Source organism: Sandarakinorhabdus sp. (assembly GCF_987265915.1).
Map to the genome: position 1 here is coordinate 2,306,701 of NZ_OZ503948.1, position 15,156 is coordinate 2,321,856.

Consider the following 15,156-nt stretch of genomic DNA (forward strand, 5'->3'; position numbering starts at 1 on the left):
CCGCCAGGCCGGATATGGGTGAATGAAGCAGTTTGGCGTGGTTCGAAGCGTCGGGAGTGAAATGTTGCAAACACGAAGCGATCCTCCATGCCTGCCCGGCACCCTGTGCCTGACCATGGCAGCGCTTACCCCATGCTGATCCGCTGCGGGTACAGGATCGCCATCAACTGCGCCCAGCCCACCCCGATGGTACTGATGATGACGCCGCGCGATGATCAGCATCGCGCCCGTGTGCTGGTGGAAATGCGCCGCAACAGTTCCGCCACGGCCGCCACCTTCTATACCGATGGGTTCGGCAACCGCTGCCAACGCCTGCTGGCGCCCGCCGGCCCGCTGGTGCTGGAGGGCGATGCGGTCGTGGCGTGCGAAGACCCTGTCGATCCGTGGCACACAGATGCCGCTGAAGTGCCGGTGGCGCAATTGCCGGCCGCTACACTCGTCCATCTGATGGGCAGTCGCTATTGCGAGACCGATCGGCTCAGCCAGTTCGCGTGGGACCGCTTTGGCAGCGTCCCGCCGGGCTGGAACCGGGTGCAGGCAGTGGTCGATTTCGTCCACAGCCACATCAGCTTTGATTATGGCAATGCCAGCGCCACCCGCACTGCGCTCGAAACCCTGGAAAACCGGGTTGGTGTGTGCCGCGATTATGCCCACCTCGCCATCGCCCTGTGCCGCTGTCTCAACATCCCGGCCCGCTATGTGAACGGCCATCTTGGCGATATCGGCGTGCCCATTGTCGATCCGATGGATTTCAGCGCCTGGATGGAGGTCTATCTGGCGGGTGGCTGGTTCACCTTCGATCCGCGCAACAACCGGCGCCGCATCGGCCGCATCGTGATCGCGCGCGGCCGCGATGCCGCCGACGTGCCGCTGATCAACAGCTTCGGGCCGCACCAGCTGGATCGGTTCTTTGTGTGGACCTATGAAGTGACCGGCGACGTGCCGGTGCACTGGCAGCCGGTCGACCCGCCCCGGCCCTGAGTCACTCTGCTCTCAGCCCAGTTCATCCGGCCAATACAGCCGCATCGGATTGTCAACGAGCAACGCCTGTTGCAGCGCCGCCGTCGGCGCGATGCGTGGGATCATGTCGATCAACGCGCCATCATCGGGAATTTCGGTCTCCATATTGGGATGGGGCCAATCGGTGCCCCACAGGCAGCGGTTGGGATAATCCGCGACCAGCGGCGCCACGGCATCGGCAAAGGCCTGCCACGGTGCGCCGGCACCGCCATCCTTGATGGCATCCAGCCGGTCCGGACAGGTCGCCTTGAACCAGATATCCGGCCGTGAATTCAACAGGGCGCGAAAGGCCTGCATGTCGGCGCCATCCGGCCCCTGGCGCACATCGGGGCGGCCCATGTGATCGATCACGATCGGCACCGGCAGCGCCGCCAGGAACGGCCGCAGTTCGGCAAGGCTATCGGCCTCGAAATAAACCACCACATGCCAGCCCAGCCGCACGATGCGCTGCGCCACCGCCAGGAACTTGTCCTTGGGCGCATCATCGACCAGCCGCTTGAGGAAATTGAAGCGGATGCCGCGGATGCCGCCGGCGTGCAGCGCATCCAGGTCCGCATCCGAAATACCGGGATCGACCACCGCCACGCCGCGCGCGCGCCCGCCCGAAACGGCGATGGCGTGCAGGGTCGCTGCATTGTCGGTACCATGGCAACTGGCCTGCACGATCACATTGCGTGCCAGCCCCAACCGGTCGCGCAGCGCAAACAGCTGATCGGGCCCGGCATCTTCGGGCAGATATTTGGCCTTCGGGCTGAACGGGAATTGCGCCATCGGGCCAAACACATGGCAATGCGCATCGACTGCGCCCGGCGGCGGCACAAAGCCAGGATTCGAGGGCGTGTCGATCCAGCTCTTGATCCGTGCGGTCATGCGAACACCACGCCTTCCATCAATTTGCGCGCCGTGCGCAGCATGCCGGCGCCGATCACGTGGCCGGTATCATCCAGCGACACCACGCATTCGGTGACCCCGGTGGGATGCTCGATCACGATTGTCTTGTTGGGGCCATCCGGCAGCGCGGCGATCACGGTGGCGGCTGGGCTACCGGGCAGCAGCGCCGCAGTGGCCACGCTGACCGCGCCGAGCACACCGATGCTGGCATGGCAGCGGTGCGGAATGAAGCTGCGCACCGCGAGATGGCCCTGCCCCGCCGGCGGCGCCACCAGCATCATCTTGGGCACGGATTTCTGGGCCACATCACCAAGATTCATCAACGGCCCAGCCGCCAGCCGGATTTCCTCCAGCCTGGCCTTCAGTCCGGCATCGCCGTCCAATATCTCGCGGCTTTCGTGGCCGGTCACACCCAGATCGCTTGCGGCAATCACCACGCAGGGCATGCCATTGTCGATCAGCGTGACGGCCGTGCCCGCCACCATGTCCACCACATGGCCGGTGGGCAGCAACGCGCCGCAGCTGGAGCCGGCGGTATCGCGGAACAGCAGCGGGATCGCAGCCGCCGTTCCCGGCACGCCATCGATGGCGGCATCACCGGCATAGCAGACCCGCCCGCCCGGCGTTTGCACCTCGGCCACCGCGACCTGGCCAGTGTTTTCCATCCAGATCGTCACCCGCGTGATGCCATCGAGCGCTGCCACCAGCCCGCGCTCGATCGCGAAGGGCCCGACTCCCGCCAGGATATTCCCGCAATTCTGCGCGTCAGTGACGATCGCCTGATCGACGAACACTTGCAGGAACAGATAATCGACATCCACCCCCGGACGCACAGAACGCTGCACCACCGCGACCTTGGAGGTGAGCGGATCGGCGCCGCCCATGCCATCGATCTGGCGGGGGTCCGGTGATCCCATCACCCGCAGCAGGAACACATCGCGCGCCGCCGCATCGGCAGGCAGATCATCAGCGACGAAATAGCCGCCTTTCGATGTGCCCCCGCGCATCCACATGCAGCGAACGCCATCAGACATATTTGAGACCCAGTGCCGCCAGCTTCTCGCGCATGCCATAGATATCGAGGCCAAGCTCGCCGCTGGCCAGCCGCGCGCGTTTGCCGGTTTCGGCCGCCTCGCGCGCCTGCGCCGCGGCCAGCACCGCATCTGCAGTGCCGCGCGGCACCACGCACACGCCATCATCATCGGCAACGATCACGTCACCAGCGTTGACCAGCGCCCCGGCGCAGACGATCGGCACATTCACGCTGCCCAATGTCGCCTTGATCGTGCCCTGCGCGAACACTGCCCGCGACCACACCGGAAAGCCCATCGCCTGCAGATCGCGCACATCGCGCACACCGGCATCGATCACCAGCCCCTGGCAGCCACGCACCTGCGCCGACGTGGCGAGCAGATCGCCGAAATAGCCATCCTCGCACGGCGAAGTCGGCGCCAGCACCAGGATGTCGCCCGCCTGCAATTGTTCGATGGCAACATGGATCATCCAATTGTCGCCCGGCGGCGCCGAGATGGTGACAGCACTGCCCGAAATGCGCGCGCCGGCATAGATCGGCCGGATGCGCGGGGCCAGCAGCCCGGTGCGCCCCTGCGCTTCGTGCACCGTGGCCACGCCGGCCGCCGCCAGCCCGGCGATGGTGTTGGGGTCGGCCCGCTCGATTGTCTGCACCACGATGCCTGCCATTCCCTGCTCCTGCAAATGTTGTCACCCGCGCTGCCAAAGCCCCCTGCCACGGCAAAGACGGATTTGCACCTTGGCCATAAGCTGTGGTTAAGTCTGGTGATGGAATTGCTGTTCACCCTGAACCTTCGTCACCTGCGCGCCCTGCCGGTGGTGACGGCGCGCGGCGGCCTAAGCGCAGCAGCGGCGACCATCGGCATCAGCCAGCCGGCGCTGGCACAAGGCCTGGCCCAACTGGAGGCGCGGCTGGCGGTGCGGCTGTTCGAACGGCTGCCGGGCGGCATGGTGCCCACAGCGGCGGGCAGTGCGTTGATTGATCGCATCGTGGCGGCCGAAGCGCGGCTGGCGGCCGGGCTGGCACGCGCCAACCGCCGCGGCTTCAATCCGGTCAACCATCTCGGCATGGCACAATTGCGCGCCTTCATCACGCTGGCCGAAGCCGGCAGCTATGCCGAAGCCGCCGCGCGCCTGGGCCTGTCACAGCCGGCGCTGCACCGGGCCGTGGCCGAAACCGAGCGTCTGGCCGGGCATGATCTGGTGGAACGGCGCGGGCGCGGTGTGGCGCTCACCGCGGCCGGCCGGGTGCTGGCGCGCCAATTCCGGCTGGCGGCGGCCGAATATCGCGCCGGGCTGGAAAGCCTGATGCCCGCCGATGGTCCGATCCGGCTGGTAATCGGCGCCATGCCCTTGTCGCGCGCCCGATTGCTGCCGGCAGCGCTGGCGGCGCTGTTGCCGGCGTGGCCGGGCATGCAGGCCGAAGTGATCGAAGGTGCCTGGGCCGATCTGGTCGAAAAGCTGCGCGACGGCGCCATCGATCTGATGATCGGCGCCCTGCGCGAACCGGCACCGGCCGATCTGGCGCAACTGCCGCTGATCCATGATCGGCTGGCGGTGATTGCCCGCGCCGGCCATCCGCTGGCGTCGCAAGGCACCACGCTGGCGGCGTTGGCGGATTATCCGTGGATCATCGGCCGCCCCGGATCGCCGTTGGCCGCGCAGTGGCAGGCGCTGTTCGGCGCGCACGTACCTGCAGCCCCGATCGCCTGCGGATCGGTGATGACCATCCGCGAACTGCTGCTGGCCACCGATTGCCTGACCCTGCTGTCGCCCGATCAGGTCAGGGTCGAACTGGCGGCGGGATTGCTGACGGCGCTCGATCTACCGTTGCCGCTGCCGCCGCGCCGCATCGGGGTGGTGCTGCGCGATGGCTGGCGGCCCAGCCCGGTGCAGCGTGATTTTCTGGCCCGCATCGCAGCGGTTGCCGGCATCAGCGAGACAGAGCCACTTCCGTTTTTTGAATGACGGCTTGGGTAAACCGATTTGGCAGTCTTGCTGCGTGGCAGGCATCCAAAGGCCATGGAACCTGCCATGGAACCCGTTGTTCGCATGATTGGCTTTGGCGAGGCCGCAATGGCCTTTGCCGGCGATGAAGCGCGCGGCATCTGGGCCATCAGCGCCTATGACATCAAGACCGACGAGCCCGGGCAATGGGCGCAAAAGCGTGCCGATTATGATCGCATGGATGTCGATGGCGCCGCCACGCTCGGCGATGCGCTGGCCGGTGGCCGGCTGATCCTGTCGCTGGTCACCGCGGGTCAGGCGCTGGTCGCGGCCCGCCAGGCGGCGCGGGTGCTGACACCGGGCGCACTCTATCTTGACATGAACAGCGTCGCACCGGCCACAAAACAGGCCGCCGCCGCCGCGATCAACGCGGCCGGCGGGCATTATGCCGATGTGGCGGTGATGGCGCCGGTGCACCCGGCCCGGCGCGCCGTGCCGCTGCTGGTATCCGGCGCAGCCGCGCACGACGCCGCGGCGGCGCTGGCGACTCTGGGGTTCACGGAGGTGACGGTGGTGGGCGAAGCCGTCGGCCAGGCCAGCGCCATCAAGATGATCCGATCGGTGATGATCAAGGGCATGGAGGCGCTGGCCGCCGAATGTGCTGTGGCCGCAAGCCGCGCCGGCGTGCTGGAACAGGTCCTGGCCTCCTTGGGGCCAGCAGCGCCCGCGGATTTCGCCTATCGGCTGGAACGCATGACCAGCCATGGCCGCCGCCGCGCCGAGGAAATGGCCGAGGTTGCCGCCACCTTGGCAACGCTGGGCGTGCCCCCGGCCATGGCCAGCGCCACCCAGGGCTGGCAGCAGCGGCTGGGCGAACTCGACATCCCGGCCGCCACCGATGCGGCCGCGCGGCTTGCCACCATTGATAAGGGCCTGGCCCAGGAAAACGCCATCCGGGCAGACCGTGGAAGAAACGCAGCATGACCCGAAAACCCTTGGTGATCGATTGCCATGGTCATTACACCACGGCGCCGGTAGCGCATGATGCGTGGCGCGAGGCGCAGAAGGCCGCCTACAAGGCCAGCATCCCCAGCCCGGCCTGCCCGGCGATCAGCGATGACGATATCCGCGAGACGATCGAGAAGAACCAGTTGCGGCTGATCCGTGAGCGCGGCGCCGACATGACGATCTTCTCACCGCGCGCCAGTGCCATGGCCCCGCATGTCGGCGATCAGACGATGGCCGTGCCCTGGTCGCGCGCCTGCAATGATCTGATCGCCCGCGTCGTCGGGCTGTATCCGGACGTGTTCACCGGAGTGTGCATGCTGCCGCAATCGCCGGAAGCCGATCTCGCCTCCTCGATCACCGAGTTGCGGCGCTGTGTGGAGCAGCTCGGTTTCATCGGCTGCAACCTCAATCCCGATCCGGGCGGCGGCCACTTCAAGCATCCGCCGCTCACCGATCCCTACTGGTTCCCGTTCTACGAAGTGATGTGTGAACTCGATGTGCCGGCGATGATCCACGTGTCGGGCAGCTGCAATCCGGCCCTGCACGCCACCGGCGCCTATTATCTGGCGGCCGACACCATCGCCTTCATGCAGTTGCTGGAAGGCGATCTGTTCGCGCGCTTTCCCACCCTGCGCTTCATCATCCCGCACGGCGGCGGCGCGGTGCCCTATCATTGGGGGCGGTTCCGTGGCCTCGCCGACATGCTGAAGAAGCCGGCGCTCGACCATCATCTGATGGACAATGTGTTCTTCGATACCTGCGTCTATCACCAGCCGGGCATCAACCTGCTGGCCGAAGTGATCGATACGAAAAACATCCTGTTCGGCAGCGAGATGGTCGGCGCGGTGCGCGGGATCGATCCGACGACCGGGCAGTATTTCGATGATACCAAACGCTATGTCGATGCCCTGCCGATCAACGAAGAGTCGCGCGCTGCGATCTTCGAGGGCAATGCGAGGCGGGTGTTCCCGCGCCTCGATGCGCAATTGAAGGCGCGCGGCCTGTGACACAAGACATCCACGCCTATCTCGCCGAATTTGACGATATTCCCGGCACGCGTGTCTACACCACGAAACGCGCCCGCGCCGGATATCATCTCAACCAGTTCTGCATGAGCCTGATGCAGCCGGAAAACCGCACGCGCTGGAAGGCCGACGAGGCCGCCTATCTGGCGGATTGGTCGCTGACCGACGATCAGAAAGCCGCGGTGCTGGCGCGAGATTACAACCGCCTGCTCGATCTGGGCGGCAACATCTATTTCCTCGCCAAGATCTTCTCCACCGATGGCCTGTCGTTCGTGCAGGCGGTGAGCACCATGACCGGCATGAGCGTCGCTGATTACCAGGCGATGATGATCGCCGGCGGCCGTTCACCGGTCGGCGTGCGCTCTATCCGCGAAGGGCGCTGAACCATGGCCCGCATCACCCACGGCCTGGCCACCAGCCATGTGCCCGCCATCGGCGTCGCCATGGACTTGGGCAAGACCGAAGAGGCCTATTGGCAGCCGGTGTTCGCCGGTTATCAATGGACCCGCCAATGGCTGGCCGAGACGAAGCCCGACGTCATCATCCTCGTCTACAATGATCACGCCTCGGCCTTCGATATGAAGATCATCCCGACCTTCGCCATCGGCTGCGGTGAACGGTTCAAACCGGCCGATGAAGGCTGGGGGCCGCGCCCGGTGCCGGATGTGATCGGCCATCCCGATCTGGCCTGGCACATCGCGCAGAGCCTGATCCTCGATGAATTCGACATGACGATTATCAATGAGATGACAGTTGATCATGGCCTGACCGTGCCGCTTTCGGCCTGCTTTGGCCCGCTGCCCGAATGGCCGGCGCGCGTCATCCCACTGGCAGTGAATGTCGTCACCTATCCGCCGCCATCGGGCAACCGCTGCTGGGCTTTGGGTGAAGCCATTGCCCGCGCCGTCGCCAGCTTCCCCGAAGATCTGAACGTGCAGGTGTGGGGCACCGGCGGCATGAGCCACCAGATCCAGGGCCCGCGCGCCGGCCTGATCAACGCCGAGTGGGACAATCGCTTCCTCGATGGGCTGGTGGGCGACAGTGACGCGCTGCGCCATATTCCGCACATCGAATATCTGCGCGAAACCGGCAGCGAAGGCATTGAAATGGTGATGTGGCTGATCATGCGCGGCGCGCTGGGCCATGCCACGCGCGCCCTGCATCGCCATTATCACGTGCCGGCATCCAACACCGCCGTCGGCCATATCGTCCTGGAGCCCACCCCATGAGCCTGAAACCCGTTCGTGTCGCGCTGGCCGGCGCCGGAGCCTTTGGCGAAAAGCATCTCGATGCGCTGAAGTTGATCGAAGGCGTCAGTGTCACCTCGCTGGTCGGCCGCCAGCTGGAACCGACACAGGCCATCGCCGCCAAATATGGCATCGGCCACGCCTGCACCGATCTGGCCGAGACGCTCGCCCGCGATGATGTCGATGCAGTGATCCTGTGCACACCCACCCAGATGCACGCGGCGCAGGCGTTGCAATGCATGGCATCAGGCCGCCATGTCGAAGTGGAAATCCCGCTCGCCGACAGCCTCGCCGATGCCGAAGCGGTGCTGGCGATGCAGCAGAAGACCGGCCTCGTCTGCATGGTCGGCCACACTCGCCGCTTCAACCCCAGCCACCAATGGGTGCACAATCGCATCGCCGCCAGCGATTTCGCCATCCAGCAGATGGACGTGCAGACCTATTTCTTCCGCCGCCGCAACATGAATGCCAAGGGCGACCCGCGCAGCTGGACCGATCATCTGCTGTGGCACCACGCTGCCCACACGGTCGATCTGTTTGCCTACCAGACCGGCGAGCCGATCGTGGCGGCGAACGTTTTGGCCGGGCCGCTGCACCCGGAACTGGGCATTGCCATGGACATGTCCATTCAGCTGAAATCGGCCGGCGGCGCCATCTGCACCCTGTCGCTCAGCTTCAACAATGATGGCCCGCTCGGCACCTTCTTTCGCTACATCGGCACCACCGGCACCTATCTGGCGCGCTATGATGATTTGTTCACCGGCAAGGATGAACGCATCGATGTGAGCGCGGTGGATGTGTCGATGAACGGCATCGAATTGCAGGATCGCGAATTTATCGCCGCCATCCGCGAAGGCCGCGCGCCGAACGCCAGCGTGGACCAGGTGCTGCCCTGCTATCGGACGTTGCATATGCTGGAACAGCAACTCATGTAATCCAACAGTCGATATCCGGCTGCTGCCGATGCCGGGATCGATACGGAGCGCACCTGACCAGCCGAAACAGTCAGGCCATGCGACACGCTTGCGCTGGCCAGCTAGAAGCCGCTAACTAAGGCCATGGTCGAACAACCAAAAAAACAGATCGCCGAAGCAGACGCCCACAAGGGCCGCAGCAACGATGCGGATGCAACCCGGGCCGATATCCTGCGCGTGGCCGCCACCGAATTTGCCGACAAGGGCCTGGCGGGCGCCCGCATCGACGAAATCGCCGAACGGACCCGCAGTTCAAAGCGGATGATCTACTATTATTTCGGCAGCAAGGAAGAACTGTACCGCGCCGTGCTCGAGCAGAATTATGCCGGTATCCGCGAAGCCGAGGCCGACCGCCATTTCGAGGATTTGCCGGCCCTGGCGGCCCTGCAGGCCCATATCGAACACACGCTGGATTACCATATTCTCCACCCCGAATTTGTGCGGATGGTGATGAACGAGAATATCCACCGCGCAGAACATCTCGGGAGCGTCGAAGGCATCCGCGACCGCAACAGCCGCGTGGTGGCATCGATGCAGGCGATCATCGACAAGGGCGTGGCCGAAGGCGTGTTCCGCACCGGGCTTGATGCCCTCGAACTGCATCTGCAAATCTCATCCTTGTGCTTTTATGTCGTGTCAAACCGCTACACGATTAGGACAATCTTTGGCGTGGACATGTCGGAAACCGAAACCATTGCCCGCCGCCGCGCTGCCATCGTGGCCACGGTGCTGGCGGCGGTTCGCCCGCCCGCCTGAAGCGCCCGCCTGAACCGGTCGATCCAGCCAAACGACTGGCTGCAGCCACCGCTTGCGCCCTGCCGCCGGCCCGATTATGGACGAACCAGTTAATATAATGATTTGGGGAGGTTCTCATGCGACCGTTGGTGATGTGTGCCCTGCTGGCCCTTGCCGGGGCGCCTCTGGCATCGGGGCAGGTTTCGGCCCAGCAACCGGGCGTGCCGCGCGATCTGGCCACGGCCGGCGCCGGCCCGGCACTGGGCGATGCCATGCCCGATCGCGCCCTGGCCTTTCCCGGCGGCATCACCGCGCTTGCCGATGTGCCCTTCTCCACGCCCGTCGGCTATCGCCCGATCACGCTCGATCTTTATCACAAGCCCGGCGCCGGCCCGAAGCCGCTGATCATCTATGTCCATGGCGGCGGCTGGGTAGCAGGCAACACGCGGGCGGCCGGGGCCATCCAGGATTTCCCGGCGGCATTGGCGAAACTGGCCGGCGAAGGCTTCGTGGTTGCCAGCCTTGAATATCGCCTGGCGGCCGAAGCCCCGCATCCGGCACAGTTGCAGGATGTGCGCGCGGCCATCCGCTTCCTGAAGGCCAATGCCGCGCGCTATGGCATCGATCCGCAGCGTATTGCCGTCTGGGGCGGCTCGGCGGGCGGGCATATCGCGGCACTGGCGGCCACCAGTTGCCGGGACACCAGCTTTGATCCCGCCCCGCGCGCTGGCCAGCCGGCCCTTCCGGCGGGCGATACCTGCGTGCAGGCCGCCGCCATCTGGTATGGCGTGTTCGATTTTGCGCCGATTTTGGCCCGGCAGGCCCAGCCCGGTGCGCCGGCCGCGGAGAACCAGCTGTTGCGCTGCACACCTGCCACCTGCCCGGCCGATCGGGTTGCCAATGCCAGCCCGGCCACCTTCTTCAGCCGGCAAAGCCCGCCGTTCCTGCTGATCCACGGCACGGAAGACCGCACGGTGCCGGTGGAACAATCCCATCTGGCAGAGGCCAAGCTGAAGGCCCTGGGCGTCCCGGTGAGTGCCATCTACATCCCGGCGGTGGACCACAGCTTCATCGGCCGCGACGCTGCCACCACCCATGCCGCCACCATGACGGCGGTGAACGCCACGTTCGATTTCTTCCACGCCCAGTTTGGAGGACGCAAATGATCGGTCTGGCCCGTATCACCCTCGCCCTGTTGCTTGCCGCTGCACCGGCGGCGGCTCAGCAGGTGACCGTCGAAAGCGGCACGATTGCCGGCGCCACCATTGCAGGCGGTGTGAAGGCCTGGATGGGCGTGCCGTTCGCCGCGCCGCCGGTGCGCGAATTGCGCTGGAAACCGCCGCAGCCGGCCGCGCGCTGGGCCGGCACCCGCGCCGCCACGATGCCAGCGCCGATGTGCCCGCAACCGGGCCGCGGCCGCACCATGAACCATTATTTCGGCAACGAAGCCGTGTCGGAAGATTGCCTCTATCTCAATGTGTGGGCGCCGCCGGGCAGCCCGCCCGCCGGCAAGGCCTGGCCAGTGGTGGTGTGGATCTATGGCGGCGCCTTCAATGTCGGCTCCACATCGATGGCCAATTATTCCGGCGCCGAACTGGCCAAGAAGGGCGTTGTGCAGGTCAACATCGCCTATCGCGTCGGGCCGCTGGGCTTCCTCGCCCACCCCGAACTGACCCGAGAAGGCGGCGGCCACAGCGGCAATTATGGCCTGATGGACCAGATTGCCGGTCTGGAATGGGTGAAGCGCAACATCGCGGCCTTTGGCGGCGACCCCGGCAATGTCACCATCGCCGGCCAATCGGCGGGATCGATGTCGGTTGCGATGCTGCAGATCTCGCCGCTGGCAAAAGGCCTGTTTCACCGGGTTGTCGGCATGAGCGGCAGCCCATGGCGGCCACGCGGCGGGGTCGGCCTTGCCGAAGCCGAACAACAGGGCCTGGCCGTGCAGAAGGCGCTGGGCGCCGCCGATATCGAAGCCATGCGCGATCTGCCGAGCGATCGCATCCTGGCCGGCAGTGCCGGGGTGCAGCGTGACGCCACCATCATCGATGGTCGGGTGATCACCGGCGATGCCGCCGCCACCTTTGCCGCCGGCGGCCAGAGCAAGGTGCCGGTGTTGATCGGCTTCACCCGTGATGAAGGCAATGGCGGCCTTGGCACCATCGCCAGCAAAGCCGAATATGAAACCGCGGTGCGCGCGCGTTTTGGTGCGCAGGCCGATGCGGTGCTGGCCAGCTATGCACCGGCCAGCGACGCCGATCTAACCCGCGCTTCCAACGATTTGCAGCGCGACATGAGCATCGGCCAGCAAGTGATGCGCTGGGCGACGGCACAGGCAAAATCCGGCGCGCCGGCCTATGTCTGGCTGTTTGCCCGCCGCCAGCCCTATGCCGACGGCATCAGCTTTGCCGATCATGATGCGGCGACGGCCGGCGCCTATCACACCGGTGATGTGCCATATTGGTTCCAGACGCAGGATAGTTTGAACCTGTTCCGCACCACGCGGAACTGGACGGCGGCGGATCGGGCGCTTGGCGAGCAGATGTCGGACATGCTGGTGCGCTTTGCCCGCGGCGAGGCCCCGGATGCGGCCTGGCCGGCGTTCGACCCGGCCAAGCCCAGGCTGATGTGGCTGGATTTGCAGTCGAAGCCCATCGATTGGCCGCGCGCCGCGCTGGTAAATGCGCTGAGCCCCACCCCCGCCCCGCCGCGGGCAATGCAGGCGAACCGGCCCCGTGATTAAGCTCCTGCTCGCCCTGCCCCTGCTTACCGCCACTGCGATCAGCGTCGCGGCAGCGCAGGCACCGGCGCCCGATCTGTCGCTGCTGCCGGCCGGGCCTGGCCGCGAACTGGTCGGGGCCAAATGCGCCACCTGCCACCCGGTCACCATCATCGTCGGCCAACGCCGCGACCGCGCTGCCTGGGAACAGGCCATCGACCAGATGATCGGCCGCGGCGCCGATATCAGCGACGCCGAATATGAGGCCATCGCCGCCTATCTCGGCACGAATTTCGCACCTTGAACAGGATCGCTTTCGGGTCGGACCCGTTACAGTCGCTTTGATTTTCAAAGAGCTGCCGGATCGCGAAAACCGGTCTTCAGTTTTGACACATTTGACGAATCCGGCGGGGTTCGGCCTTGTTTCGACACAAGAAACAAGAAATCCGCGCCGGCAACAATCCAACGCACAGCCATCATGACAGGATCGGGCCATGTAGGACAGGCCTGCGGGCCGGCTTCACTTCGGCAATGCGAACGCCATCACCACATCACTGGCCAGCGGACTGTCGAGGAAGCTGCCGCCCGTCGCCGTGATCGCCACATATTGCCGGCCGTCCTTGCCGCGATAGGTGACCGGCGTGGCGTGCGCGGCGGCGGGCAGGCGATATTCCCACAGCAGCTTGCCGGTGGCGCTGTCGAAGGCGCGGAAGCGGCCATCGTCGCTGGCGCCGATGAAGGTCAGGCCGCTCGCCGTGCTGATCGGCCCGCCGATGTTGGGCCGCCCGGTCAATTGCTTGCCGGCCGGCAGTTCGTCGGTGACGCCGAGCGGCACCGCCCAGGCGATCTTGCCGGTGCGCGTGTCGATGGCGGAGAGTTTCCCCCATGGCGGCTGCTGGCACATCAATTTGGAGCCCGGCAGCTGGAAGCGGCCGCTCACCGGACCGCGCTCGACGGGCAGCGGGCCCTTCGATGGCACCAGCGCCGTCACCTGGCCGAGTTCCGACGTGTTGACGATGATATAACCGCGATCGGCCGCAAAAGTGCCGCCGCCCCAGTTGGCACCGCCCTGCAGGCCGGGGAAGCTGATCGTCACTTCATTGAAGCCGACAGGTACATAGAGGCCGCCCGACACCATCTTGTTCGAGGTGATCCAGTCAGTGCATTTCTGCTTCAGCTCAGGCGTCACATCGGCGACATCGGCCATGGTGAAACTGGTGCGGGACAGCGGCGGCGTCACCTGCGGGATCGGTTGGGTCGGCGCGGTGACTTCGCCGGGCACATTGCTCTTCGGGAACTTCTGGTCCTTCACGGCAAAGATCGGCTTGCCGGTGGTGCGATCGAGGATGAACACCAGGCTGTTTTTCGACATGATCGCCACGGCCGGGATGGTCTTGCCGCCCTTCTTCACATCGAACAGCAGCGGCGGCGCCTGCAGATCATTGTCCCAGATGTCGTGGCGCACCACCTGATAATGCCACAGCCGCTTGCCAGTGGCTGCATCGGCAGCGACCAGGGTGGTGCTGAACAGATTGTCGCCGGGCCGGTCGCCGCCGAAGCGATCAAAGCTGGGCGCGGCGAATGGCATATAGACGATGCCGCGCGCCGTATCGACGGTGAGGAAGCCCCAGACATTGGTGCCGGACCGGGCTTCGGCGCCGTCCTTGCCGGATGCGTCCTTGCCCGCCCAATCTTTCCCCCACGTTTCGCGATAGGGCTCACCGGGGCGCGGTACGCTGTGGAAGCTCCACACCATTTTGCCGGTGCGCGCATCCCAGGCGCGCACATCGCCAGCCGCGCCGCGCGGCGGAAATTCCTGCACGGCCGCCCCGGTTATGACCAGATTATTCCAGACGATCGGCGGCGAGGTCATGCCATATTGGCGCACCTCCAGGCCGTTCAGCACGTCGGGCGTCTTCATTTCAACGACGCCATTGTTGCCGAATTCGGCCGCCGGCTGGCCAGTGCGCGCCTCCAGTGCCATCAGCCGGCCGTCGCGCGTGCCGAAGAACAGGCGCGGCCCCACATTGCCGTCCCCCGGCCAATATTCGACACCGCGCACGCTCGGCTGGCCGGGTCCGGGGATGGTCGCTGCCCAGAGTTCGCGGCCTGTGTCAGGCTCCAGCGCCACCACCTTGCCATAGGGCGTAGTGGTATAGAGCACGCCGTCGATGATCAGCGGCGTGGCCTGCGATCCGGCAAACCGGCTGCGCTGCCGGGTGAAGGCACCCCCGCCCCCAGGTGCACCAGCTTGAGGTGCACCGGGCGGCGGCCCAACCCCTTCGGCGGCGCGCTGCGCAGTGGCCGCCGCGTCCGGCGCTGCATCGGCAGAGGCGGGGCGCATGTGATAGGTCCAGGCCGGCACCAGGCTGGCAACATTGCCGGCGGTGATGTCGGTCAACGGCGAATGGCGCTGGCCGCCCTTGTCGCGGCCATAGGTGGGCCAATCACCAGCGGCGGGGGCGGTCGTTTGCGCCAGTGCGGCCGTGCCGATCAGGCCACAGGCCGCTGCACTTGCCACCAATCGTGCCATCTGGCGCATTGCCAACCCTTCCCCA

The 15,156-nt window shown here is 65.8% G+C and carries 15 protein-coding genes; 11 read left to right on the plus strand and 4 right to left on the minus strand.

Translation table 11 applies throughout. The annotated features are described in order from the left end of the window. Positions 1-132: 132 nt before the first annotated feature. The gene (locus tag AC6UUM_RS11395; RefSeq protein ID WP_500802395.1) at positions 133-981 is read left to right on the plus strand and encodes a transglutaminase-like domain-containing protein; all 849 of its coding nucleotides are present in this window, start codon (positions 133-135) and stop codon (positions 979-981) included. Positions 982-993: 12 nt separating this feature from the next. On the opposite strand, the gene AC6UUM_RS11400 is transcribed toward AC6UUM_RS11395, so the two are convergent. Genes AC6UUM_RS11400 through ligK form a run of 3 tightly spaced genes read right to left on the minus strand, consistent with a single transcriptional unit; the run spans position 994 to position 3,612 of the window. Continuing rightward, positions 994-1,890 carry an amidohydrolase family protein gene (locus AC6UUM_RS11400; RefSeq protein ID WP_500802396.1) on the minus strand — a complete coding sequence of 299 codons (897 nt, stop codon included), beginning with the start codon at positions 1,888-1,890 and terminating at the stop codon, positions 994-996. Further along, positions 1,887-2,945 (minus strand): 4-oxalomesaconate tautomerase, encoded by a 1,059-nt coding sequence (locus AC6UUM_RS11405; RefSeq protein ID WP_500802397.1) that lies wholly within the window; start codon positions 2,943-2,945, stop codon positions 1,887-1,889. The genes AC6UUM_RS11400 and AC6UUM_RS11405 overlap by 4 nt, the downstream gene beginning before the upstream one ends. After that, complete coding sequence (gene ligK, locus AC6UUM_RS11410; protein ID WP_500802398.1) at positions 2,938-3,612, minus strand: 4-carboxy-4-hydroxy-2-oxoadipate aldolase/oxaloacetate decarboxylase; 675 nt, start codon at positions 3,610-3,612, stop codon at positions 2,938-2,940. The genes AC6UUM_RS11405 and ligK overlap by 8 nt, the downstream gene beginning before the upstream one ends. 99 nt (positions 3,613-3,711) lie before the next feature. Between ligK and AC6UUM_RS11415 the strand changes: the two genes are divergently transcribed. From AC6UUM_RS11415 to AC6UUM_RS11460, 10 genes are all read left to right on the plus strand, one after another. Next, a complete protein-coding gene (locus AC6UUM_RS11415) occupies positions 3,712-4,911 on the plus strand; it encodes a LysR family transcriptional regulator (RefSeq protein WP_500802399.1) in 1,200 nt (399 codons plus the stop codon). A 66-nt stretch (positions 4,912-4,977) separates the two neighbouring features. Further along, positions 4,978-5,874 (plus strand): DUF1932 domain-containing protein, encoded by an 897-nt coding sequence (locus tag AC6UUM_RS11420; RefSeq protein ID WP_500802400.1) that lies wholly within the window; start codon positions 4,978-4,980, stop codon positions 5,872-5,874. Beyond that, entirely contained in the window at positions 5,871-6,905 is a 1,035-nt protein-coding gene (locus AC6UUM_RS11425) for an amidohydrolase family protein (RefSeq protein WP_500802401.1), read from the plus strand. The genes AC6UUM_RS11420 and AC6UUM_RS11425 overlap by 4 nt, the downstream gene beginning before the upstream one ends. After that, positions 6,902-7,306 carry a protocatechuate 4,5-dioxygenase subunit alpha gene (ligA, locus tag AC6UUM_RS11430; protein WP_500802402.1) on the plus strand — a complete coding sequence of 135 codons (405 nt, stop codon included), beginning with the start codon at positions 6,902-6,904 and terminating at the stop codon, positions 7,304-7,306. The genes AC6UUM_RS11425 and ligA overlap by 4 nt, the downstream gene beginning before the upstream one ends. A gap of 3 nt (positions 7,307-7,309) precedes the next feature. After that, positions 7,310-8,152, plus strand: a complete 843-nt coding sequence (locus tag AC6UUM_RS11435; RefSeq protein WP_500802403.1) for a class III extradiol dioxygenase subunit beta — start codon at positions 7,310-7,312, stop codon at positions 8,150-8,152. Next, positions 8,149-9,105 carry a Gfo/Idh/MocA family oxidoreductase gene (locus tag AC6UUM_RS11440; protein ID WP_500802404.1) on the plus strand — a complete coding sequence of 319 codons (957 nt, stop codon included), beginning with the start codon at positions 8,149-8,151 and terminating at the stop codon, positions 9,103-9,105. Before AC6UUM_RS11435 ends, AC6UUM_RS11440 begins: the two co-directional genes overlap by 4 nt. A gap of 123 nt (positions 9,106-9,228) precedes the next feature. Then, the gene (locus AC6UUM_RS11445; RefSeq protein ID WP_500802405.1) at positions 9,229-9,900 is read left to right on the plus strand and encodes a TetR/AcrR family transcriptional regulator; all 672 of its coding nucleotides are present in this window, start codon (positions 9,229-9,231) and stop codon (positions 9,898-9,900) included. Between the two features lie 116 nt (positions 9,901-10,016). Continuing rightward, positions 10,017-11,045: an alpha/beta hydrolase fold domain-containing protein gene (locus AC6UUM_RS11450; RefSeq protein ID WP_500802406.1), complete on the plus strand. Its 1,029-nt coding sequence runs from the start codon at positions 10,017-10,019 to the stop codon at positions 11,043-11,045. Continuing rightward, positions 11,042-12,622, plus strand: a complete 1,581-nt coding sequence (locus AC6UUM_RS11455; protein ID WP_500802407.1) for a carboxylesterase/lipase family protein — start codon at positions 11,042-11,044, stop codon at positions 12,620-12,622. Before AC6UUM_RS11450 ends, AC6UUM_RS11455 begins: the two co-directional genes overlap by 4 nt. Further along, complete coding sequence (locus tag AC6UUM_RS11460; RefSeq protein ID WP_500802408.1) at positions 12,615-12,902, plus strand: c-type cytochrome; 288 nt, start codon at positions 12,615-12,617, stop codon at positions 12,900-12,902. The genes AC6UUM_RS11455 and AC6UUM_RS11460 overlap by 8 nt, the downstream gene beginning before the upstream one ends. A 216-nt stretch (positions 12,903-13,118) precedes the next feature. On the opposite strand, the gene AC6UUM_RS11465 is transcribed toward AC6UUM_RS11460, so the two are convergent. Then, positions 13,119-15,140, minus strand: a complete 2,022-nt coding sequence (locus AC6UUM_RS11465) for a pyrroloquinoline quinone-dependent dehydrogenase (RefSeq protein ID WP_500802409.1) — start codon at positions 15,138-15,140, stop codon at positions 13,119-13,121. Positions 15,141-15,156 lie beyond the last annotated feature (16 nt).

Coding starts and splice junctions, on each gene's coding strand:
- AC6UUM_RS11395 (WP_500802395.1), top strand. CDS start 133: ATGCTGATCCGCTGCGGGTACAGGATCGCCATCAACTGCGCCCAGCCC.
- AC6UUM_RS11400 (WP_500802396.1), bottom strand. CDS start 1,890: ATGACCGCACGGATCAAGAGCTGGATCGACACGCCCTCGAATCCTGGC.
- AC6UUM_RS11405 (WP_500802397.1), bottom strand. CDS start 2,945: ATGTCTGATGGCGTTCGCTGCATGTGGATGCGCGGGGGCACATCGAAA.
- ligK (WP_500802398.1), bottom strand. CDS start 3,612: ATGGCAGGCATCGTGGTGCAGACAATCGAGCGGGCCGACCCCAACACC.
- AC6UUM_RS11415 (WP_500802399.1), top strand. CDS start 3,712: ATGGAATTGCTGTTCACCCTGAACCTTCGTCACCTGCGCGCCCTGCCG.
- AC6UUM_RS11420 (WP_500802400.1), top strand. CDS start 4,978: ATGGAACCCGTTGTTCGCATGATTGGCTTTGGCGAGGCCGCAATGGCC.
- AC6UUM_RS11425 (WP_500802401.1), top strand. CDS start 5,871: ATGACCCGAAAACCCTTGGTGATCGATTGCCATGGTCATTACACCACG.
- AC6UUM_RS11435 (WP_500802403.1), top strand. CDS start 7,310: ATGGCCCGCATCACCCACGGCCTGGCCACCAGCCATGTGCCCGCCATC.
- AC6UUM_RS11440 (WP_500802404.1), top strand. CDS start 8,149: ATGAGCCTGAAACCCGTTCGTGTCGCGCTGGCCGGCGCCGGAGCCTTT.
- AC6UUM_RS11445 (WP_500802405.1), top strand. CDS start 9,229: ATGGTCGAACAACCAAAAAAACAGATCGCCGAAGCAGACGCCCACAAG.
- AC6UUM_RS11450 (WP_500802406.1), top strand. CDS start 10,017: ATGCGACCGTTGGTGATGTGTGCCCTGCTGGCCCTTGCCGGGGCGCCT.
- AC6UUM_RS11455 (WP_500802407.1), top strand. CDS start 11,042: ATGATCGGTCTGGCCCGTATCACCCTCGCCCTGTTGCTTGCCGCTGCA.
- AC6UUM_RS11465 (WP_500802409.1), bottom strand. CDS start 15,140: ATGCGCCAGATGGCACGATTGGTGGCAAGTGCAGCGGCCTGTGGCCTG.